At 65.7% G+C, this 21682-nt stretch carries 21 protein-coding genes; 14 read left to right on the top strand and 7 right to left on the bottom strand.

Annotation, left to right across the window (positions count from 1 at the left end):
- Positions 1-3 precede the first annotated feature (3 nt).
- The 5 genes from H4W26_RS07850 (at position 4) to H4W26_RS07830 (ending at position 7135) form a co-directional block, all read left to right on the top strand.
- The gene (locus tag H4W26_RS07850; protein WP_192591519.1) at positions 4-2043 is read left to right on the top strand and encodes a M13 family metallopeptidase; all 2040 of its coding nucleotides are present in this window, start codon (positions 4-6) and stop codon (positions 2041-2043) included.
- A 63-nt stretch (positions 2044-2106) separates the two neighbouring features.
- The gene (gene lysS / locus H4W26_RS07845; protein WP_192591518.1) at positions 2107-3636 is read left to right on the top strand and encodes a lysine--tRNA ligase; all 1530 of its coding nucleotides are present in this window, start codon (positions 2107-2109) and stop codon (positions 3634-3636) included.
- 78 nt (positions 3637-3714) lie between these two features.
- Entirely contained in the window at positions 3715-3924 is a 210-nt protein-coding gene (locus H4W26_RS07840; protein ID WP_192591517.1) for a hypothetical protein, read from the top strand.
- 224 nt (positions 3925-4148) lie between these two features.
- Positions 4149-4451 (top strand): histone-like nucleoid-structuring protein Lsr2, encoded by a 303-nt coding sequence (locus tag H4W26_RS07835; protein WP_192591516.1) that lies wholly within the window; start codon positions 4149-4151, stop codon positions 4449-4451.
- A 167-nt stretch (positions 4452-4618) separates the two neighbouring features.
- Positions 4619-7135 (top strand): ATP-dependent Clp protease ATP-binding subunit, encoded by a 2517-nt coding sequence (locus H4W26_RS07830; protein ID WP_192591515.1) that lies wholly within the window; start codon positions 4619-4621, stop codon positions 7133-7135.
- A gap of 106 nt (positions 7136-7241) precedes the next feature.
- On the opposite strand, the gene H4W26_RS07825 is transcribed toward H4W26_RS07830, so the two are convergent.
- Entirely contained in the window at positions 7242-7700 is a 459-nt protein-coding gene (locus H4W26_RS07825) for a DUF3817 domain-containing protein (protein ID WP_192591514.1), read from the bottom strand.
- Between the two features lie 111 nt (positions 7701-7811).
- Between H4W26_RS07825 and radA the strand changes: the two genes are divergently transcribed.
- On the top strand, positions 7812-9230 hold the full coding sequence (gene radA, locus H4W26_RS07820; protein ID WP_192591513.1) for a DNA repair protein RadA: 1419 nt from the start codon (positions 7812-7814) through the stop codon (positions 9228-9230).
- Between the two features lie 42 nt (positions 9231-9272).
- Here radA and H4W26_RS07815 read toward each other — a convergent pair whose 3' ends face one another.
- From H4W26_RS07815 to arsB, 3 genes are all read right to left on the bottom strand, one after another.
- On the bottom strand, positions 9273-10295 hold the full coding sequence (locus tag H4W26_RS07815; protein WP_192591512.1) for an A/G-specific adenine glycosylase: 1023 nt from the start codon (positions 10293-10295) through the stop codon (positions 9273-9275).
- A gap of 49 nt (positions 10296-10344) precedes the next feature.
- Positions 10345-10755 carry an arsenate reductase ArsC gene (locus H4W26_RS07810; RefSeq protein ID WP_192591511.1) on the bottom strand — a complete coding sequence of 137 codons (411 nt, stop codon included), beginning with the start codon at positions 10753-10755 and terminating at the stop codon, positions 10345-10347.
- An 83-nt stretch (positions 10756-10838) separates the two neighbouring features.
- A complete protein-coding gene (gene arsB, locus H4W26_RS07805; protein ID WP_318779806.1) occupies positions 10839-11966 on the bottom strand; it encodes an ACR3 family arsenite efflux transporter in 1128 nt (375 codons plus the stop codon).
- Between the two features lie 112 nt (positions 11967-12078).
- On the opposite strand from arsB, the gene H4W26_RS07800 reads away from it, so the two are divergent.
- The 4 genes from H4W26_RS07800 to H4W26_RS07785 all read left to right on the top strand — a co-directional run bounded on the left by H4W26_RS07800 (position 12079) and on the right by H4W26_RS07785 (position 14228).
- Entirely contained in the window at positions 12079-12417 is a 339-nt protein-coding gene (locus tag H4W26_RS07800; RefSeq protein WP_192591510.1) for an ArsR/SmtB family transcription factor, read from the top strand.
- A gap of 86 nt (positions 12418-12503) precedes the next feature.
- Entirely contained in the window at positions 12504-12947 is a 444-nt protein-coding gene (locus tag H4W26_RS07795) for an arsenate-mycothiol transferase ArsC (protein ID WP_192592077.1), read from the top strand.
- Positions 12948-12982: 35 nt separating this feature from the next.
- A complete protein-coding gene (locus H4W26_RS07790) occupies positions 12983-13696 on the top strand; it encodes a hypothetical protein (protein WP_192591509.1) in 714 nt (237 codons plus the stop codon).
- 25 nt (positions 13697-13721) lie between these two features.
- A complete protein-coding gene (locus tag H4W26_RS07785) occupies positions 13722-14228 on the top strand; it encodes an amino-acid N-acetyltransferase (RefSeq protein WP_192591508.1) in 507 nt (168 codons plus the stop codon).
- A 24-nt stretch (positions 14229-14252) separates the two neighbouring features.
- Here the strand turns inward: H4W26_RS07785 and H4W26_RS07780 are convergent, their stop codons facing one another.
- On the bottom strand, positions 14253-15398 hold the full coding sequence (locus tag H4W26_RS07780) for an FUSC family protein (RefSeq protein ID WP_318779805.1): 1146 nt from the start codon (positions 15396-15398) through the stop codon (positions 14253-14255).
- Positions 15399-15637: 239 nt separating this feature from the next.
- On the opposite strand from H4W26_RS07780, the gene pstS reads away from it, so the two are divergent.
- The 4 genes from pstS (at position 15638) to pstB (ending at position 19843) form a co-directional block, all read left to right on the top strand.
- Positions 15638-16750, top strand: coding sequence for a phosphate ABC transporter substrate-binding protein PstS (gene pstS / locus H4W26_RS07775; protein ID WP_378625988.1), 1113 nt, complete (start codon positions 15638-15640; stop codon positions 16748-16750).
- A gap of 132 nt (positions 16751-16882) precedes the next feature.
- Positions 16883-17818, top strand: a complete 936-nt coding sequence (gene pstC, locus H4W26_RS07770; protein ID WP_192591507.1) for a phosphate ABC transporter permease subunit PstC — start codon at positions 16883-16885, stop codon at positions 17816-17818.
- Positions 17818-19008 carry a phosphate ABC transporter permease PstA gene (gene pstA / locus H4W26_RS07765; protein WP_192591506.1) on the top strand — a complete coding sequence of 397 codons (1191 nt, stop codon included), beginning with the start codon at positions 17818-17820 and terminating at the stop codon, positions 19006-19008. Before pstC ends, pstA begins: the two co-directional genes overlap by 1 nt.
- Before the next feature lie 55 nt (positions 19009-19063).
- Entirely contained in the window at positions 19064-19843 is a 780-nt protein-coding gene (pstB, locus tag H4W26_RS07760) for a phosphate ABC transporter ATP-binding protein PstB (RefSeq protein ID WP_192591505.1), read from the top strand.
- Between the two features lie 64 nt (positions 19844-19907).
- On the opposite strand, the gene H4W26_RS07755 is transcribed toward pstB, so the two are convergent.
- Together H4W26_RS07755 and H4W26_RS07750 are read right to left on the bottom strand one after the other, a co-directional pair.
- Positions 19908-20915, bottom strand: a complete 1008-nt coding sequence (locus H4W26_RS07755) for an inorganic phosphate transporter (protein ID WP_225939925.1) — start codon at positions 20913-20915, stop codon at positions 19908-19910.
- 18 nt (positions 20916-20933) lie between these two features.
- Positions 20934-21551, bottom strand: a complete 618-nt coding sequence (locus H4W26_RS07750) for a DUF47 domain-containing protein (protein ID WP_192591503.1) — start codon at positions 21549-21551, stop codon at positions 20934-20936.
- Between the last annotated feature and the right edge of the window lie 131 nt (positions 21552-21682).

Below are 21682 nucleotides of genomic sequence, written 5' to 3'. Positions count from 1 at the left end.
CGAATGACTGAGACCGCCAGCACCACCCCCCGCACAGCCAGCGCCGCGAGCTCGTTTCCCTATATCGATCACAGCGTGCGCCCCCAGGACGATCTGCAGAAGCACGTCAACGGCGAGTGGCTGAAGACCGCCGAGATTCCCGCTGATATGGACGCCTACGGCTCATTCCACGAGCTGCGGGACAAGGCCGAGGCGGATGTGCGCGAGATCCTGGAGCAGGCCGCCGCCTTCAGCGCGGGATCCAGCGCGACCGCGCCGGCCGATGCCGAACGCGCAGACGCCCCGGGTGAGAATCCCGCCATCGCCGCACGCATCGGGTCCTTCTACGCCTCCTTCATGGATGCCGAAGCCGCCGAACGCCGAGGTCTCACGCCGATCGAGCCGATGCTGGCCCAGCTCGAGCAGGTCGGCAGCATCGAGGACCTCATCCGACTTTCCGCGGCCTGGCAGCGTCAGGGCGTCGAGGGGATCTTCGTCGCCGGAGCCATGCGCGACGCAGGAGACCCCACCCGGATGCTCTGGCACATCATGCAGTCCGGGCTCGGTCTTCCTGATGAGTCCTATTACCGCGAGGAGAAGCTGGCCGAGATCCTCAGCGCCTACCAGGACTACCTGGTGCGGATGCTGCAGAACAGCGGGATCGAGGACGCAGAACGCGCGGCTGCCGCCGTCGTCGGCCTGGAGTCCGCGATCGCCGACCAGCACTGGGACAAGGTGACCACCCGTGATGCGCAGAAGCGCTACAACCTGGTCACTGAGTCGGAGGCGCTGGCCCTGATGCCCCTGCTGCGCGAAGCCTTCACCGGGTGGGGCCTGCAGCCGCGGCACACCGAAGAGCTCGTGCTCGCACAGCCGGATGTGCTCCCCGGCATGCAGACCGTGCTCACCGAGCACCCACTCGAGACCTGGAAGCTCTGGCTCCGGGTCCAGCTCGTGCGCTGGGCGGCGCCGCTGCTGCACAGCGACCTCGTGGAGCAGAACTTTGACTTCTACTCCAAGAAGCTCTCCGGGGCTCAGGCGCTCAAGGAGCGCTGGAAGCGCGGGGTGGCGCTGACCAACGCGAACCTCGGCGAAGACGTGGCCCAGATCTATGTAGCCCGGCACTATCCTGAGCAGGCCCGTTCGGCCATGGATGAGCTGATCGCCTCTCTCATTGCGGCCTACCGGCAGTCCATCAGCGGACTGAGCTGGATGGGCGAGGAGACCAAGGCCAAGGCGCTGGAGAAGCTCGATGCCTTCACGCCCATGGTCGGCTTCCCCGAGCGCTGGATCGACTACTCCGGAGTGGAGGTGGACGCCGAGGACGTGGTCGGCAACGTTCGGCGGGCCGCCGAGTTCGAATGGGGCCGCGACATCGCGAAGCTGGACGAGGGGCCGGACCCCGAGGAGTGGCATATGACCCCGCAGACGGTCAACGCCTATTACTCGCCGCTGGAGAACGTGATCTGCTTCCCCGCGGCCATCCTGCAGCCGCCGTTCTTCTCAGCCGAGCGAGACATGGCACAGAACTTCGGAGCGATCGGCGCGGTCATCGGCCATGAGCTTGGTCACGGCTTCGACGACCAGGGCTCGCGCTACGGGGCCGACGGCTCCCTGCAGAACTGGTGGACCGAGGCCGACCGCGAGGCATTCGAGGAGCGCACCACGAAGCTCGTCGATCAGTACAGCGCGCTCTCGCCCTCCCAGGCTCCGGAGCACACGGTCAATGGTGAGCTCACCCTCGGGGAGAACATCGGCGACCTCGGCGGACTGGGGATCGCCCACAAGGCGTATCGGCTCTGGCTTCAGCAGCAGGGGATCGAAGCCCCGGAGCTGGAGGGCTACAGCGCCGATCAGCGCTTCTTCTTCGCCTGGGCGCAGGCATGGCGCAACCTCACCCGTCCGGAGCGGGCGGTCACCTTGATCAGCATCGATCCCCATGCCCCTGCCGAGTTCCGCGCGAGCCAGGTGGTGCGCAATCTCGATGCCTTCCATGCGGCCTTCGAGACTCAGCCAGGTGACGGGATGTACATGCCGCAGCAGGACCGCGTCACGATCTGGTGAACTGAGGTTCCGGTCCCGCAGCTCGAGAGGCCGTCAGGCGCCGGGCACGTAGAATGGCGGACTGTGACTGACCAGACTCCCGCCCCAGCCGGCAAAAAAGACATCGACAACAACGATCAGCGCGCGGTGCGCCTGGACAAGCGTGAGCGTCTGCTCGAATCAGGCGTCCAGGCCTACCCGGTCACGGTCGAGCGCACCGCTTCGCTCACCGAGGTGCGTGAGCGCTTCCCCGACCTGGAGCCCGGTGCCTCCACGGGGGAGACCGTCTCCGTGGCCGGTCGTGTGATGTTCGTGCGCAACACCGGCAAGCTGTGCTTCGCCACCCTTCAAGAGGGTGGTCCGGACGGTACCGGGACTCGCCTGCAGGCTATGCTCTCGCTGGCCGAGATCGGCGAGGAGGCCCTCGCCCAGTGGAAGTCGCTGGTCGATCTGGGTGACCACGTGCAGGTGACGGGAGAGGTCATCGCCTCCCGCCGGGGTGAGCTCTCCATCATGGCCAGCTCCTTCGAGGTCGCCTCCAAGTCGGTGCGTCCGCTGCCGGTGCTGCACGCCGAGCTCAATGAAGAGACTCGCGTGCGCCAGCGGTACGCGGATCTGATCGTCCGCGACGAGGCTCGTCAGATGGTGTACCAGCGCGCGGCGATCACGCGTTCCATTCGTGAGACCCTGCACGGTCGCGGCTATGTGGAGGTGGAGACCCCCATGCTCCAGCTCATCCATGGCGGCGCCCAGGCTCGTCCATTCCAGACCCATCTCAATGCCTTTGATCAGGACATGACGCTGCGCATCGCCACTGAGCTCTACCTTAAGCGTGCGGTGGTCGGCGGGATTGACCGGGTCTTCGAGATCGGCCGGGTCTTCCGCAATGAAGGTGTGGACTCCACTCATTCTCCCGAGTTCACCACGCTTGAATCCTATGAGGCGTGGGCGGACATGTATGTGATGGCCGAGCGCATGCGCGAGATGATTCTGGCCGCCGCGGACGCGGCCGGGGTCAGCCGACAGATCCAGACCGACGCCGGTGTCATCGACCTCGACGCCGAATGGAAGTGGCTCTCGGTCTACCCGGGACTCTCCGAGGCGGTGGGCCAGGAGGTCACGCCCGAGACATCCGTCGCGCAGCTGCGGGAGATCGCTGGGACCCATGAGGTCTCCGTGGACCCGGCGTGGGACGCGCAGAAGCTGGTCATCGAACTCTTCGGTGAGATCGTCGAGCCGAAGCTGATCCAGCCCACCTTCGTCTGCGACTACCCTCCGGCCGCCCAGCCGCTTGCTCGCGCCCACCGTGAGAAGCCGGGTGTCATCGAGGCCTGGGATCTGATCATCGGCGGCATGGAACGTGGAACGGCGTTCTCCGAGCTGGTGGATCCCGTGCTGCAGCGTGAGCGCCTCGTGGAACAGTCGCGACTGGCCGCCGCCGGCGACGACGAGGCGATGCAGCATGACGAGGACTTCCTGCGCGCGCTGGAGTATGGCGCTCCGCCGATGGGCGGCATCGGTCTGGGGATCGATCGTCTGGTGATGCTGTTCACGGGCGCCGGTATTCGGGAGACGATCCTGTTCCCGCTGCTCAAGCCTGAGGCCCAGGCCTGAACCTGCTCTTATACTCGGGTGCAGGTCGAGAAATTCTCACGAATGTCCCGTGAAACCTGAATGTAGGCAAGGAATTTAATGGAAAACTTCTGGACGTACTTTGAGGTTCTTGTCCCGTCCGTCGGGGTGGGCCTGGTGTTCTGGTTCGCCATGCGCGCCATCTTCCGCGCTGACCGCAATGAGCGCGCTGCAGAGGCCCAGGTGCGCGAAGATGCTTCTCAGCGGGCCGAGCGGAGCAGTCATGAGGCGACGGACGGGTCTGCGAATTCTGCGCCGAGCCCACGCTGAAAAACCCAAACGTCAGGACTGTTCTCGTTGAACGACCTGGTTACCGGTGAGAAACTTGTTCTCAGCTGAAAAAAGGCTGAAAGCTTCCAGCTTGACCGCAAATTGTATTTCTTGAAATACTCACTCCTACATAGATCGTTTCTGGTCTGTCGTCGTGTGTTAAGCGTCGGAAGAGATGAGTTCGACTGCCTCCCGGCGTGTGAGTGAGCAGTGAGGTGTTAGAGATGGCTCAGAAGGTAGAAGTGGTTCTCGTCGATGATCTTGACGGCAGCGAAGCAAAGGAGACTGTCACATTCGGCCTGGATTCCAGGTTTTATGAGATAGATCTCAGTGATGACCATGCCAAAGAGCTTCGCGAGACACTGAAGAAGTACATCCGCAAAGGTCGGGCCATCGCCCCGCCTTCGCCACAGAACGAGGCCCGTCAGATTCGTGACTGGGCCGTGAAGAATGGGTATCAGGTCTCCAGCCGAGGTCGCTTGCACCGCGACATCGTCGAGGCCTATCGCAACGCCAAGAAGCGATAAATCACCAAGTTTCTCCCCGTTCCGCGTGGAGCCCGGATGCAGCATGACGCTGCACCGGGCTCCACGCATGTCCGGGGGAACTTTCCCCTATGGCGAACAGCGGCGACGCGGCCGCTGAAGGCCCGTAGCCTTGAGGCAGAGCACCAACGCTAGGAGTGTCTGTGGCTATGTTCGAGAGATTTACTGATCGCGCCCGGCGCGTGGTTGTGCTTGCCCAAGAAGAGGCACGCATGCTGAACCACAACTACATCGGTACCGAGCACATTCTGCTCGGTCTCATCCATGAAGGTGAGGGTGTCGCGGCCAAAGCCCTTGAGTCGCTGGACATCTCACTGACCGGCGTGCGCGAAAAGGTGCAGGAGAAGATCGGTCCCGGCCAGAACGCGCCGAGCGGTCACATCCCCTTCACCCCGCGCGCCAAGAAGGTCCTGGAGCTCTCGCTGCGCGAGGCGCTTCAGCTGGGCCACAACTACATCGGCACCGAGCACATTCTGCTCGGGCTGATCCGCGAGGGCGAGGGTGTCGCCGCCCAGGTCCTGGTGGAGCTCAATGCCGACCTGAACAAGGTCCGCCAGCAGGTCATCCAGCTGCTCTCCGGCTACTCCGGGGGCAACCAGGAGAAGACCGGAGCCGGCGTCGGCCAGTCCAGCTCGAATGAGGGCACCCCCGCAGGTTCGGTGGTGCTGGATCAGTTCGGTCGCAACCTCACCGCAGCAGCCCGAGAGGCGCAGCTGGATCCGGTGGTGGGACGCGACTACGAGCGTGAGCGCGTGATGCAGGTGCTGTCCCGCCGCACCAAGAACAATCCGGTGCTGATCGGTGAGCCCGGTGTCGGCAAGACCGCCGTCGTCGAGGGCCTGGCGCAGGCCATCGTCAACGGCGATGTGCCGGAGCTCCTCAAGGACAAGCAGCTCTACACGCTTGACCTGGGCTCCCTGGTGGCCGGCTCGCGGTACCGCGGTGACTTCGAGGAGCGCCTCAAGAAGGTGCTCAAGGAGATCCGCACCCGCGGCGACATCATCCTGTTCATCGATGAGATCCACACCCTGGTCGGTGCAGGTGCCGCCGAGGGTGCCATCGACGCCGCCAACATCCTGAAGCCGCTGCTGGCCCGCGGTGAGCTGCAGACCATCGGTGCGACCACGCTCGATGAGTACCGCAAGCACATCGAGAAGGATGCCGCGCTGGAGCGTCGCTTCCAGCCGATCCAGGTGGAGGAGCCCTCGGTCGAGGTGACAGTGCAGATCCTCCGCGGTCTGCGCGACCGCTACGAGGCCCACCACAAGGTCTCCATCACCGAAGAGGCCCTCGAAGCGGCCGCCTCGCTGGCGAACCGCTACATCAATGACCGCTTCCTCCCGGACAAGGCCATCGACCTGATCGATGAGGCCGGAGCCCGGCTGCGGATCCAGAAGATGACGGCCCCGCCGGAGCTCAAGGAGTTCGACGCGAAGATCGAGGACGTCCGGCGGGAGAAGGAATCCGCCATCGACGCCCAGGACTTCGAGGGTGCGGCCAGCCTGCGCGACAAGGAACAGAAGCTCGTCGAGGAGCGCCAGGCGAAGGAAGACGCGTGGAAGTCGAGCTCCAACGATGAGATCGCCGAGGTCGACGCGGATCTGATCGCTGAAGTGCTCGCGTTCTCCACCGGCATCCCGGTGTTCAAGCTCACCGAGCAGGAGTCGGACCGCCTCCGCCGCATGGAGGAGGAGCTGCACAAGCGGGTCATCGGTCAGGACGAGGCAGTGAAATCCCTGTCCCGCGCCATCCGCCGCACCCGAGCCGGGCTGAAGGACCCGAACCGGCCCTCGGGCTCGTTCATCTTCGCCGGACCCACGGGCGTCGGCAAGACCGAGCTGGCCAAGTCCCTGGCCGAGTTCCTCTTCGGCGACGAAGAGGCGATGATCACCCTGGACATGTCCGAGTTCTCCGAGAAGCACACGGTCTCGCGGCTCTTCGGTGCCCCTCCAGGCTATGTGGGCTACGAGGAGGGTGGACAGCTCACCGAGAAGGTGCGGCGTCGTCCGTTCTCCGTCGTGCTCTTCGACGAGGTCGAGAAGGCCCACTCGGATCTGTTCAACTCGCTGCTGCAGATCCTCGAGGATGGTCGTCTGACCGACTCGCAGGGTCGCGTGGTGGACTTCAAGAACACCGTGATCATCATGACCACGAACCTGGGTACCCGGGACATCTCCAAGGGCGTGATGACCGGCTTCACCTCCAGCGAAGACACCACGACCAACTACGAGCGGATGAAGGCCACGGTCAGCCAGGAGCTGCGCCAGCACTTCCGGCCCGAGTTCCTCAACCGTGTGGATGACACCATCGTCTTCCCGCAGCTGAAGCAGGAAGAGATCGTCCAGATCGTGGATCTGTTCGTGAACCGTCTGCGCTCCAGGCTCTCCGAGCAGGCGATGACCCTCGAGGTCACCCAGCCGGCTCGGGTGTTCCTCGCGGAGACCGGCTACGATCCGGCGATGGGTGCCCGGCCACTGCGCCGCACCATCCAGACCCTGATCGAGGACGAGCTCTCCGAGCGGATCCTCTACGGCGAGATCCCCCACGGCGCCGGCATCGAGATCGGCGTCACCGGCGAAGGCAAGGAGCGCAAGCTCTCCTTCGAGTGGCACGAGCCGAAGGATCAGATCGAGGCAGCTGAGGAGCCCGCCGCGATCGAGAGCTGATCAGCGCAGCCGGGCCCTTGCGGTCCACGTGAGTGGAGCGCCGTCGGAATCTTCCGGCGGCGCTTCACTCATCTCTGCGGTCCTGCCCCACTGACGTAGGGGCAGCTCAGGAGCCGGGCGGGCCGATCACCAGCAGCGCCACAAAGACCAGGACGACGACGCCGGCCAGCGCCCCGCCTATCAGTGCTGGCTTCTGCAGCAGCACTCGCAGCGCGCGGTCATGCCAGCTGTGATCTCTGGGATCGGCGGTGGCCTCGGTGCGCCATGGGCCGTCGAGCCGACCGCTGCGCGCGAGCCAGAGATCCACCGGGATGGTCGCGTAGGGGATGACAGCGCTGATCAGCGCGATCGTCGTCGGCCCGGGTGACCAGCGCTGATTCTTCGCGACGATCACGGCGGTGGCGCCGTAGGCCAGGAATACGAAGCCGTGGATGCCTCCGCCGATGCTCACGGCGACGTCAAGGTCGTTGGTGGCGCGCAGGATCATCCCGCCGATGAGCAGGGTCCAGGACACCGCCTCGGCGAAGGCCAGCACACGGAAGAAGATCTTGGGGGAGCGGAACACGGATCTCCTGAGAATCGGCGGGGAGGGGGCTCCGAGCATCGTACGGGGTCCGCCTGGGGCGAGCAGGGTGCGCGCCGGAATATGTCAGTGCCCGGCGGTAACGTAGGGTCCATGGCAACTCGCACCGCCTCACGGAGCAGCTCGCGCTCCAAAGGGTCCCCAGCTTTCGAATGCACCGAATGTGGTTGGCAGACCGTGAAATGGGTCGGTCGCTGCCCCGAATGTCAGGCCTGGGGCTCGGTGGAGGAGAAGGGCCAGGTCACATCCAGGACGACCGCGGCCAGCCAGCTCGCCACCCCGGCGCGGGTCATTCATGAGGTGGACGCCTCGGAGGCTGAGTTCCGACCCACCTCGATCGGGGAGCTGGACCGCGTCCTGGGTGGAGGCCTGGTCCCCGGCGCCGTGATCCTGATGGCCGGCGAACCCGGGGTGGGAAAGTCCACTCTGCTGCTGCAGGTGGCTGCGGCGGTGGCGCGGGCACACACCAGCTCGCCGGTGCTCTACATGACTGGAGAGGAATCGGCCGCCCAGGTGAAGAAGCGCGCCGAGCGCATCGACGCCATCTCTGACGGGCTCTATCTCTCCGCCGAATCCGATCTCGGCCAGGCCCTGGGTCAGGTGGAGAAGCTCTCCCCGCAGCTGACCATCATGGACTCGGTGCAGACCTTCTCCTCCGCCGAGGTGGACGGCGCTGCAGGTGGGGTGACGCAGATCCGCGAGGTCACCGCCTCGATGATCGAGGCCGCGAAGCGCAAGAACATGACCACCATCCTGGTCGGACATGTGACCAAGGACGGCAACATCGCTGGACCCCGGATGCTCGAGCACCTGGTGGACGTGGTCTGCCAGTTCGAGGGTGATCGGCACTCCCGGCTGCGCCTGCTCCGCGCGGTGAAGAACCGCTACGGACCCACCGATGACGTGGGCTGCTTCGACCTCAACGAGGACGGGCTGACCTCGCTCGCCGATCCCAGTGGCCTCTTCGTCTCGGCGATGACCGAGCGCGTTCCGGGCACCTGCATCACCATCACCCTGGAGGGTCGGCGCCCGCTCACCGCTGAGGTCCAGGCGCTGGTGGCCGAGTCCCAGGCGGCTCAGCCGCGCCGTGCAGTCTCCGGCCTGGATTCGCCGCGGGTCTCGATGCTGCTGGCAGTGCTCCAGCGCCGGGCGAAGCTGACCGCCCTGATGAAATCTGAGGCTTACGTGGCCACAGTCGGTGGGGTCAAGATCACCGAGCCGGCGGCGGATCTCTCCATAGCCCTGGCGGTGGCCTCCGCCGCGTTGGAGAAGCCGCTGCCGAATCGCTTCGTGGCCTTCGGTGAGGTCGGACTCGCGGGGGAGGTGCGGCCCGTCCCCGGGCTGCGTCAGCGGTTGGAGGAGGCTCAGCGGCTGGGCTTCACCCACGCGATCGTCCCGCGGAAGTCCACCGGGACCGAGAAGGAAGCGGTGCCCGAGGGGATGCGGGTCCGCGAGGTGGGCTCCCTCTCCGAGGCGCTGAGTCTGGTGCTCGACGGAGGACAGTCCGGCTGAACCGAAGGACGTCGGGCCGAGCTGAGGCCAGCCGCCTGTCGCCTAGGCCCCGGGCAGGCTGACGAGGGCCCCGGTCTGCGCGGCGAGCCCGTCACGGATCAGCGAATCCAGGCAGCGTGAGCGCTGCTCGGGTGAGGCCTCGGGAAGCGGGAGCGCCTCAAGCAGCTGATCCCGCTCCACCGGATCTCCGGTGCGCAGCACGGCCATGATGGCTCCCCGCACCTGCCGGTCGGTCCCGGCCCAGCCCTGCCCGCGGGTCTGCTGCTCTTCGGTGGGAGCTGGGGAACCGGCAGCCCTCCAGGCGCAGAGGTCGGCCACCGGGCAGATCTCGCACTGCGGGGCGCGAGCGGTGCAGATCAGCGCCCCGAGCTCCATGGCCGAGGCGTTCCAGGCGCAGGCAGTGGCTCCGGCGTCGGGCGCTGTGTCCGGCATCAGGTCCGCGGCGAGTCTGCGCTGGGCGGAGGTGTAGGTCTTTCCGGGCAGAGCATGCCCCGTGAAGGCGCGGGCGTGAACCCGGCGAATGTTGGTGTCCACCACCACCTCGGGCTGGTTGAAGGCGAAGCAGGCCACCGCCGCGGCGGTGTATTCACCCACGCCGGGCAGTTCCCGCAGCGTCTCGGCGGTGTCGGGCACCTCTCCGGAGTGTCGCTCCACCATGGCCTGGGCTGCGGCCTGCAGGCGCAGGGCCCGGCGCGGATAGCCCAGTCGGTCCCATGCTGTGAGCACCTCGGCCGTCGGAGCCTGGGCGAGATCGATCGGACGGGGCCAGCGCTGCATCCAGTCCTGCCAGCGCGGCAGGACGCGCACCACCGGGGTCTGCTGGAGCATGACCTCGCTGACCATGACGCCCCAGGGAGAACATTCGGGTGCGCGCCAGGGCAGGTCTCTGGCGTGGACCTCGAACCAGTCGATCACGCGCTCATGGACCAGCGTGGGCTCGGGGGTGAATCCGATGTCCGCCCGGGCCGAGGCTGGTGCAGTCGCAGAGTCACCGGCGGGGACAGCTGGGGGGACTGATCCAGGGGCAGCTGGGCCCGGGTCGTCGGTCGTGGCGGGAGATGTCATCGCCCTCGAGTCTAGAGACTCGCGGCATTACCCGTGGCGCGTGAAGGTCCTAGACCTTTACGTTCAGTGAGCCCACCAGCTCTTGGACCCGGCCGCGGATGTCGTCGCGGATGGTGCGGACCGTCTCGAGGTTCTGACCGGCAGGGTCATCGAGCGTCCAGTCCTCGTAGCGCTTGCCCGGGTAGAAGGGGCATTCATCTCCGCAGCCCATGGTGATGACCACATCGGACTCCTGGACAGCCTCATCGGAGAGTTTCTGGGGCAGGCTCTGCGAGATGTCGATGCCGATCTCCGCCATGGCCTCCACGGCGATCGGATTCACCGCATCCTTCGGCTGGGTGCCGCCGGAGCGAACCTCTACGGCTTCCCCCACGATCTCGCGCAGGAATCCGGCGGCCATCTGCGACCTGCCGGCGTTGTGGACGCAGACGAACAGAACGGTGGGCCTATCGGTGCTCATGATGTTCCTCCCGGTACGGGTACGTGTCTCGGCGGCGGATGCCCTCGAGGAGGGGTGGCTGACAGAGGCTGGGCAGCGGGTCGCTAGAGCGTGGTGGGGCGCGTTCCAGCGATGGCGTTCTCCCGCTGGGAACCGACACCTGAACCGGTGAAGAACCGCCGGGTCCACAGTGCGACGTAGACCAGCGCGACGAGCACCGGCACCTCGATCAGCGGACCGACGACGCCGGCGAGAGCCTGGCCGCTGGTGGCGCCGAAGGTCGCGATGGACACTGCGATGGCGAGTTCGAAGTTGTTGCCGGCAGCGGTGAAGGACAGCGTGGTGGTGCGCTCATAGCCCATCCGCAGTAGCCAGCCGATGACCATCGAGGCGCCGAAGATCACCACGAAGTACACCAGCAGCGGCAGAGCGATCCGGACCACGTCCATCGGATTGGTCAACACCTGCTCGCCCTGCAGCGCGAAGAGCACCACGATGGTGAACAGCAGGCCGTAGAGCGCCCAGGGACCGATCTTCGGCAGGACCTTGGACTCGTAGAACTCGCGGCCGCGAGCGCGTTCACCGAGCGTGCGGGTCAGGAATCCAGCGACCAGCGGTATGCCGAGGAAGACCAGCACCGAGACGGTGATCGCGACGATCGAAAATTCTGCGGAGGTGGTCTCCAGGCCCAGCCAGCCGGGCAGCACCTGGAGGTAGAACCAGCCCAGCACTCCGAACATGAAGACCTGGAAGACCGAGTTGATCGCGACCAGCACGGCAGCGGCCTCGCGATCCCCGCAGGCGAGGTCGTTCCAGATCAGCACCATGGCGATGCAGCGGGCGAGTCCCACGATGATCAGGCCGGTCCGGTACTCCGGCAGATCCGGCAGGAAGACCCAGGCCAGCGCGAACATGAACGCGGGCGCCAGCAGCCAGTTGATCAGCAGAGAGGTGACCACGAGCTTCTTGTCCGTCAGGACCCGCCCGGTCTCGTTGTAGCGGACCTTGGCCAGCACGGGATACATCATGACCAGCAGCCCGATCGCGATGGGCAGGGAGACTCCGGCGACTTCCATGGATTCCATCGCCACGCCCACCTGGGGGACGATGGCGCCGAGTGCGAGGCCCAGTCCCATGGCGGCGAGGATCCACACCGGAAGGAACCGGTCCAGGAGCGAGAGCTTGGCCACCACGGCTGTGGTGTCCGGGACGGGTGGGGCAGACTGGCTCACGGTGCTCCTGGAGAGATCGACAAACTTCGATGCCCCGAGTATCGTCAGAAACATCGATGGATGTCAATCCATCCCGTATGACCGCGCTGCGAGCAGGATCGAAGGAGACGTCATGACCACTCAGACCGACTGCCAGGCCACCGCGCCGGCACGCGTCTCCATCGATCCCGAAGAGGCTGCCGAACTGGCGGTGGGCTTCAAGGCGCTCGCCGATCCGAACCGGATCACTCTGCTCACGCTGATCGCCGCGGAGCAGAAGGGGGAGGCCTGTGTGTGCGACCTCACCGAACCGCTGGGCCTGGGTCAGCCCACGGTGTCCCACCATCTCAAGGTTCTGGTCGACGCCGGCTTCCTCTCTCGCGAGAAGCGCGGGACCTGGTCCTATTATTCTCTCGTGCAGGGTGCCCTGCCCGAACTCTTCCATGCCATGACCGAAAGGACCGATCAGTGACTGAGCGAGCAGCTGTGAACAGCCAGGACGCCTCCACCCATCCGGCCGACCAGCCGGTACGCGGAGCAGAGGAAGAGATCGCCCCGGTGGCGGAGCCTGCGGCGCGCACCCAGACCCCCGCGGTGCTCTTCGTCTGCGTGAAGAACGGCGGCAAGTCCCAGATGGCTGCAGGCCTGCTCCGGCATGATCTCGCCGTCGCAGGAAAGGAGGGCGCCGTCCTCGTCTCCTCGGCTGGTACGCAGCCCGGCTCGAAGATCAATGCGCTCTCCGCCGAGGTGCTTCAGGAGATCGGTGCAGACATCGGCGGTGAGACCCCTGCCCAGCTGACTCCCGAAGCCATGCGTGAGGCTGGGCACGTCGTGGTCATCGGTGCCGAAGCCGTTGTTGAGGAGCTTGACGGGGTCACCCTCGAGCGCTGGGAGATCGATGAGCCCAGCGACCGCGGCATCGAAGGACGCGAGCGCATGGAGCTGGTCCGCGACGACATCCACCTGCGAGTGCGCGAGCTGCGCGAACGACTGCTCGGCTGAGAATCACCACCGGGGTCCTCAGCTAACCTGGGGCCATGGATTCGAAGCGAAGGCGGCAGTCTGCCGAGGTCTACAGGCGTCGTCGCATCCTCGTGGGAATCCTCGCCGTATTGCTGATGGCACTCGGCGGTCTGCTCACACTTCTTGTTCTCGGCTGGTTCAGCGCCGACGACCAGTCCGAGCCCGGCTCAGATTCCGCACCTGCCAGCGTCTCTGGCTCTGCGGATGAAGGAGCTTCAGACTCAGAGACCGAAGAGGGTGAACCGACCAGCCCCGACTCTGGAGGCCCTGACTCGGAGGACTCTGGGAACGACTCTTCGGAGCCCCAGGAGTCCGAGGAAGCGGCTCCGGAGGACGGCAGCTGCCGCTCCGGTGACCTGCTGGTGCGTGCTGAGACCGGATCGGAGTCCTATGCGCCCGGATTCGCGCCGATGCTCGTCATGGAGGTGGAGAACACCGCGGACTATGCCTGCACCGCTGACCTCGGAACCGCCGAGCAGGAGTTCGTCGTCGCCCACGCCGGTGCCACCGTCTTCTCCACGGCGGAGTGCTCGCTGTCTCGCGAGAACCTCGAGGTGGAGCTGGAGCCCGGGCAGGTGGAACGCGCGAACTTCACCTGGCCTCGCTCAGACTCCTCGGAGGACTGCTCCCAGCCTGACAGCTCGCTGGGCCCCGGCAGCTACGAGCTCACGGTGAGTCTGCGCGGAGTCCGCTCGGAGCCGCAGGAGTTCATCCTCAGCGAGGGCTGAGTGTTCCGCCGCCTAGACTGAGCAGATGGGTTCCTTCATCACCAGGCCTGCGCGCACAGCCGACGTCTCAGCGATCATGGGGATGGCAGAGCCGCTGGTCGATCAGCGGGTGCTCGTGCCCAAGGAGGCAGTCGCCTACTACGAGGCCATCCAGGAATTTGTGGTGGCCGAGGCGCAGGACGGCACCCTCATCGGATTCGGTGCGCTGCATGTGATGTGGAAGGACCTTGCCGAGGTGCGCACCCTTGCCACAGATTCCCGGTGGCGCGGCCATGGAGTGGGCTCCGCGCTGCTGCAGGACCTGAGGCTTCGCGCCGAACAGCTCGGCGTCAGCCGCGTCTTCTGTCTGACCTTCGAGGTCGACTTCTTCACCCGCCACGGATTCGGCATCATGAACGACCAGGAGACCGTGGACCCCGAGGTCTATACCGAGCTTCTCCGGTCACCCGATGAAGGCGTCGCCGAGTTCCTCGACCTCGCCCGAGTCAAGCCGAACACGCTGGGCAACACCCGCATGATCCTGCAGCTCTGAGGCCCGAGGCGTGCCGGTCCGGGCTCAGAGCTCGGGAAGCTGATCGCGGGCATCCGCATGGGTGGATCCGGCGGCCTGCAGCAGATCCACGACCAGTGTGCGCAGCAGCAGCACCACGGTCTCACCTTCGAGGGTCACAATGCCCAGAGATTTGGGATGCAGGTGCTGAGCCAGTGATGCCAGCGCATCCTGGGCGGTCTCCATCCGCTGCGCGTAGGCGGGCCCCGGCTCCGAGACAGCCTGCGAGAGCAGCAACGAGGCGTCGGCGAACTCATCCAGCACGGCCGAGAGGTTCTCCACGCCCGCATCGGTCAGTGACGCATTGTCCACCGTGCTGATGATCCGCCGCGCCACCACCCGCATGCTGCGCACGGCGAGATCCACCTGGTCGGCCACCTCCGCCATATGCCGGACATAGTGCCGGTGCTTGCGGTAGGCCGGAGAGAAGCTGGTGAGCTCTTTGGCTGAGTTCACGGCAGTGCGCAGCTCATCGATCTGCGGCTGCAGACCGCGGCAGCGGATCAGCGAGTGCCAGGCCTGCCGGGAGTCGGAGCTGCGCACGGCCTCCGCGACGTCGCGCAGCGAGGCGGTCATCGCATCCACCACGCTCTTGAGCTCGGCGATGGGCTCCCGTCTGGGGTCCTTGGGCGTCAGCAGGGTGATCAGCAGAGCCACTGCTCCGCCGACTATGGCATCGGCGCTGCGTGTGAAGGGTCCGAGCAGTCCCACCTCGGGCGGGGGTATGAGCACCACCAGCAGAGCCTGGAGTCCCATCTGCATCGCCAGGACCGGTCCCGGATCGAGGAACCGGGCCAGCATGATGGAGAGGAACAGCACCAGTGCCGCAGTGGCCAGGTTGGAACCCAAGAGCTGGAGCAGCACATCTCCGATGAGGATGCCCAGAGTGCATCCCACACTGACCTCGAGCACCTTGCGCATCCGCGGTTCCTTGGAGAACCCCAGGGCGATCAGCGCCGCGATGGCGGCGAAGAGGGGAGCTTCGTGGCCGAGAAGCTGTTCCGCCACGGTATAGGCGCCCACCCCGGCCACCGTCATCTGCAGGGCGGGAATCACTGAATGCCGCGCCCTGCGGAAACCCACCCGCGCCCGACGTCTGGTGAAACGGCGCGCACGGGCGAGCGAGGAGTCGGTGCTGCGCTCAGATGTCACCCCAAGAGTCTATTGCGCAGGACGTTCCAGGGATACGAGCGCGCTCACATTCGGAGCCGAGGCTTGTTCACCGACCGTTCACCTAACGTGGAGGCGCACGCCACCTGGGGAGGGTCGCGGTGTCACCTGCCCTGCCTAATGTGAATCGAGGTTCGCCGGACGCACCCCCGGAAGAACCGCACAGACTCCTTCAAATGGCGCGATTGACGCCTGATGAAACCTCAGAGAGGCAATTAAACGTGAAGATGAAGAGCTTCGGCCGCACAGCGGCCATCCTGTCCGTGGCATCCCTGGCCCTTGTGGGCTGTGGAGAATCCAACACCCCTGCCGCTGAGGGCGACTCCGAGGGCGAGGGCGCGAGCAGCGAAGTTGCGGGCACCCTGGTCGGCGGCGGCGCTTCCTCCCAGGAGGCTGCGATGACGGCATGGACCGACGGCTTCACCTCGGTTGCTCCCGACGCGCAGGTCAACTACGCCTCCGTGGGCTCCGGCGGCGGCCGCGACGGCTTCCTCGGCGGCGAGTACGACTTCGCTGGATCCGACGCGGCGATGAGCGATGAGGAGTGGGAGTCCTCCAAGGAGATCTGCGGTCCCGAGGGAGCATTCCACGTGCCGTCCTACATCTCCCCCGTGGCAGTCGCGTTCAACGTCGAAGGCATCGACGACACCCTGAACCTCGACGCCGACACCATCGCCTCCATCTTCGCCGGCGAGGTCACGAGCTGGGACGATGAGGCCATCGCCGAGCACAACCCGGACATCGAACTGCCCTCCACCCCGATCACCGTCGTGCACCGCGCAGACGACTCCGGGACCACCGAGAACTTCGTGGACTACCTCGCAACAGCGTCGGACGTCTGGGACTACGAGGTCTCCGGTGAATGGCCGGGCGAGATCGCCGCGGAATCTGCTCAGCAGACTTCCGGCGTCGTCGGCCTGACTTCAGATACCGATGGCGCCATCACCTACGCGGACGCTTCCCAGATCGGTGATCTGGGCACGGTTGCCGTGCAGGTCGGCGAAGAGTACGTCGAGTACTCACCTGAGGCAGCCTCGCAGGCAGTGGCATCGTCCTCCCCGGTGGAGGGACAGGCTTCGAACAACATGGCCTACGAGCTGGATCGCAGGACCGAAGAGTCCGGCGCCTACCCGGTCGTGCTGGTCAGCTACCACATCTTCTGCAACGAGTACCCGGACCAGGAGACAGCTGACCTTGCCGTCGCCTTCGGCGAGTACGTTCTCTCCGAGGACGGTCAGGCCACGGCTGAGGCAGCGGCAGGAAACGCTCCGATCTCCGAGGACCTGCGCAGCGGAGCCATGGAGTCCCTCTCCGCCATCACCGTGGCAGAGTGAGCTTGAACGGCAACTGCAGCGTATGACGTGCGCGGACCTCGGGCGGGGGAGTCTGAATCCAGGCTTCTTCCGCCCGAGGTCCGTCCATGCTGCACCAGCACTTATCGACCACAGATTTGAGAGGCAGACCAGGTGAGCAGCTCACTGACTCAGTCCGATAAACGGGGAGTCGCAGGAGACCGCGTCTTTTCAGCGCTGACGGTCTCCGCCGGCGTCTTGATCCTGCTGACCCTTGCCTTCGTGGTCCTGTTCCTCGCGGCAAACTCCAGGGACGCGGTCTACCAGGAGGACCAGGGCGGATGGATCATCGGCGCATTCCTGGAGTACGCCTACCCGCTGGTGATCGGCACGCTCGTCGCTTCGCTGATCGCCATCGTGCTCGCTGCCCCGGTGGCAGTGGGGGTGGCGCTGTACATCTCGCACTACGCGCCGCCGCGCTGGTCCAAGTCCATCGGATACGTCATCGACCTCCTCGCGGCCATCCCCTCCGTGGTCTATGGCGCGTGGGGCATGAGCTTCCTGGGCCCGGAGCTGATCCCGGTCTACAACTGGCTCCATGAGAATCTCGGGTTCCTGCCGTTCTTCGCCGGTGACCCGTCACAGACCGGCCGAACCATCTTCACCGCAGGAATCGTGCTCGGCGTGATGATCCTTCCGATCATCACCTCGGTATGCCGCGAGATCTTCATCCAGACCCCCAAGCTGCACGAAGAGGCCGCCCTGGCGCTGGGAGCCACGCGCTGGGAGATGATCAAGATGTCTGTCTTCCCGTTCGCCCGGGCGGGCATCATCTCGGGGATCATGCTGGGGCTCGGCCGCGCGCTGGGTGAGACCATGGCAGTGGCCCTCGTGCTCTCCCCGGGCATGCTCACCGCCTCGCTGATCTCCAACGGAAACAGCACCATCCCTGCCGAGATCGCCCTCGGGTTCCCTGAGGCGCCCCCCGGCTCTGAGCGGCAGGCCCAGCTCATCGCCATCGGCCTGGTGCTGTTCATCATCACCCTTCTGGTGAACATGACAGCGCGCTGGATCGTCAGCCGCCACAAGGAATTCTCGGGAGCCAACTGATGACACAGACCCCCACTCCTACCTCCGTGCAGAGCCCCTCCGGCCCGCCCCAGCTGAGCGAAGGCAATCGACGCCGCAGCTCGCTGACGCAGAACACGCTTCCCTCCTGGCTGTGGATGGCTCTGCTCGCCGCCGCCGTGGTGATCGGCGCAGCGCTCTCGGCGCTCCTCGGGTTCAACCTCGCCACCTGGTTCATCTTCACCGCCGTGATCTATGTGGCGAGCAGCTACTTCATCACGCGCACCCGGGTGAATCGCCGCAGGGCCACAGACGCGCTCTGGACAAACCTGATCTACCTGGCCTTCGCTCTCGCGCTCATGCCGCTGGTCTCGGTGATCTGGTCGGTGTCCTCCGTGGGCATCCAGGGATTGACGGAACCAGGATTCTTGAACTCGGAGATGCAGGGCGTCACAGGCCTCGTCGACGAGCAGTCCCAGACCGAGGGCACGCCGGTCCTCGGCGGCATCCGCCACGCCATGATCGGGTCACTGCTGATCACCCTGGCGGCCACCGCGATCTCCGTGCCCATCGGACTGATGACTTCGATCTACCTGGTCGAATACTCCCGCGGGGGCCCGCTCTCCCGCGCCATCACCTTCTTCGTCGATGTGATGACCGGCATCCCGTCCATCGTCGCCGGCCTGTTCGCCGGTGCGGCCATGGCATGGTTCCTCTCGGTCTTCAGCAGTGTGACCGGGCTGCTCTCCACCCAGCGCTCAACACTGGGCATCACGGCGGCGATTGCGCTTTCCGTGCTGATGGTGCCGGTGGTGGTCAGGACCACCGAGGAGATGCTCCGGGTGGTGCCCAATGAGCTGCGTGAAGCCTCCTATGCCCTGGGGGTGCGCAAATGGCGCACCATCCTCAAGGTGGTGCTTCCCACCGCCATCTCCGGCATCGCCTCTGGTGTCACCCTGGCCATCGCACGTGTGATCGGCGAGACCGCTCCGATCCTTGTCACGGCGGGCTTCGTGGTCAACACGAACTGGAATCTCTTCCAGGGCTGGATGACCGCGCTGCCGGTGTACATCTTCCGTCAGTTCCAGAACCCCACCTCGCCGAACTTCTCGGACCCCTCCGAGCAGCGCGCCTGGGCGGCGGCGCTGGTGCTTATCCTGATCGTGATGGGGCTGAACCTCTTCGCTCGGCTCATCGCCACGCTCTTCGCGCCCAAGCAGGCCGGGCGCTGACCGCCGCCACCGCGGTCTACCCTTGATCTCTCCAGAGAAAGTGTGATTACAAGTTATGTCTAAGCGTGTAGATGCCGTCGATCTCAACGTCTACTACGGGGATTTCCTCGCAGTGGAGGGCATCAATATGAGCATCGACGCCCGTGCCGTGACAGCGTTCATCGGCCCATCCGGCTGCGGCAAGACCACCTTCCTGAGGTCGCTGAACCGCATGCACGAGGTGCTTCCCGGCGCTCGGGTCAAAGGCGAGCTGCTCCTTGACGGAGAGGACATCTATGCTCCGGGCGTGGACCCGGTGACCGTGCGGACACAGGTCGGCATGGTGTTCCAGCGGCCGAACCCGTTCCCGACGATGAGCCTGCGGGAGAACGTCCTCGCCGGCTATAAGCTCAACGGCGCTCGGCTGTCCAGGTCCGAGTCCGATGACATCGTGGAGTCTGCCCTGAGCAGCGCCAACCTCTGGACCGAGGTCAAGGACAGGCTCGACAAGCCGGGCTCGGGCCTTTCCGGTGGCCAGCAGCAGCGTCTCTGCATTGCGCGCACGATCGCCGTGAAGCCCGATGTGATCCTCATGGACGAGCCGTGCTCCGCCCTGGACCCGATCTCCACGCTGGCGATCGAAGATCTGATCGGTGAGCTGCAGCGGGACTACACGGTGATCATCGTGACCCACAACATGCAGCAGGCGGCCCGCGTCTCGCAGAAGACCGCGTTCTTCAACATCGCCGGCACCGGAAAGCCCGGCAAGCTGATCGAGTACGACGACACCACCTCGATCTTCAACACCCCCAAGGAGAAGTCCACCGAGGATTACGTCTCCGGCCGCTTCGGCTGATCCAGCTCGACTGATCTCTGTCGGATGGTCGGCCAGCCGATCCAGCTCGGGTGAGTCGGCTCCCTCAGCCCAGGAGTGGGCTCATGGCCAGGGTGAAGATGGCGGTCGCCGTGCCCGCGGCCAGAGGCGTCAGCACCCAGTAGAGGCAGATCCGGCGGAACTGCCGCCAGTGCACGGTGGCGAATCGCTGGTTGGACCCGGCCCCGATGATGGTCGAGGCTGCGGTCAGCGAGGTCGACAGCGGCAGTGCGAAGCCCAGCGACCCGATGAACAGCAGCGCGGAGGTCGTCGTCGTCGCGACCATCCCACGCAGCGGGTCGATATCCACCAGCCGGTGTCCCAACGTGTGTCCGATCCGCCACCCACCGGTCAGACAGCCCGCTCCGATCAACACGGCGAAGCCGACATAGACATAGGGAAGCCATTGCTCGGCGTCCTCCACCTGCGCCGCGACCAGCGCGGTCAGCAGGACGAAGGAGAGCCGCTGTCCCTGCTGCAGCCCGGTGCCCAGCGAGGTCACCCCTACGCTGACCGACTGCGCCATCCGCGAGGTGGTGTTCACCGAATCCGGGTCTTCACCGCGCGCAAAGCGCACGGCGACGAAGACCAGAAGATAAGCCAGCCCGAAGGCCACCAGCGGTGAGAGCAGCAGCGTCATCACCGCGCCCGCCCACGGCATCGCGAGCACCTCTGCGATGTTCAGATCAGCGACGGTGGAGGCCGCCACAGTGCCGCCGAGAAACGCGGCCAGCAGCGCGTGCGTGGTGGATGTGGGCATTCCGCGCATATAGGTGAACAGGTTCCAGCCCAGCAGCGAGACCGAGGCCGACAGGACGACGGCGAGCAGCAGGCTCGGGTCCATGCGGGGGAACTCGAACCAGGTGTAGAGGTAGATGCCCAGCGGAAGCGCCAGCAGGACGCCTAGGGCATTGAACCCCGCCGCCATGCGGGTCGCGGATCGTGCACTGAGGGCTCGCGTGCGCACCGGGATGGCGATCGCGTTGGGGACATCATGCAGTCCGGCGACGAACGCGTTCGGGACCAGCAGCACGCAGATGAGACCCAGCAGCATCGACTCCACGGAGCCGCCTCAGGACTCGCGGACGATGATCGAGCCGGCAGTGACCGCGACCGTCCGCTGGTCCTCGACGGCCGCGAGCAGCGCGTCGGCGACCTGCGCCTGCTGCAGCGCGATGTTCGGCTGGAAGGCGTTGTCGGTGGAGGTCATCCACGCACGGTGGGTTCTGTTCGCCTGCTTGGTCAGGCGCTGCATCTGGATCCAATACTCTTCCAGCAGATCGAAGTCCTCCAGCCGGGACATGGCTGCCACTGTGAGGTCCAGCTGTCGGCTCAGCGTCTCCAGCTGATCGGCGCTCTGTGTCGGGAGGCTCAGGTTCGGACGGGCCAGAATAAGGTCCCCGGCGGCCACGACGTGTTCCATCGTGCGGTTGAGCTGCTGGGAGAGGGCGTAGATGTCCTGCCGCGGCAGCGGAGTGAGGAACACGCTGCGGATGTGGGTCATGAGGTTGAAGTGCAGATCCATCGCGCGACCCTCGAACTCGATCAGCTGCTCCCGCAGGGCTGCTCGGTCGTCCTGGGTGCTCCCCAGGAGTTGGGAGATCAGCTGGACACCGGCGCGCACTTCACGGGCGATGCTCGCGAGAATGTCGGTGGCCTCAGGCTGGCGCTGGCCTCTGCGTACGATCATGCGGTGCGTGTCCCCAGGGTGAACGGTTGTCGACGTGTCGGCCCTGAGTGTATAGCGCGGAGATGAACACCCCTGCGAGGCCGGGGCAGAGAACGCCAGGTCAGCGCCCGAGACGCGCAAGGGAGAGCCCG

The sequence above is a fragment of the Nesterenkonia halotolerans genome, assembly GCF_014874065.1.
Classification (GTDB): Bacteria; Actinomycetota; Actinomycetes; order Actinomycetales; family Micrococcaceae; genus Nesterenkonia; species Nesterenkonia halotolerans.
This window is presented reverse-complemented; position numbering and strand designations above follow the sequence as displayed.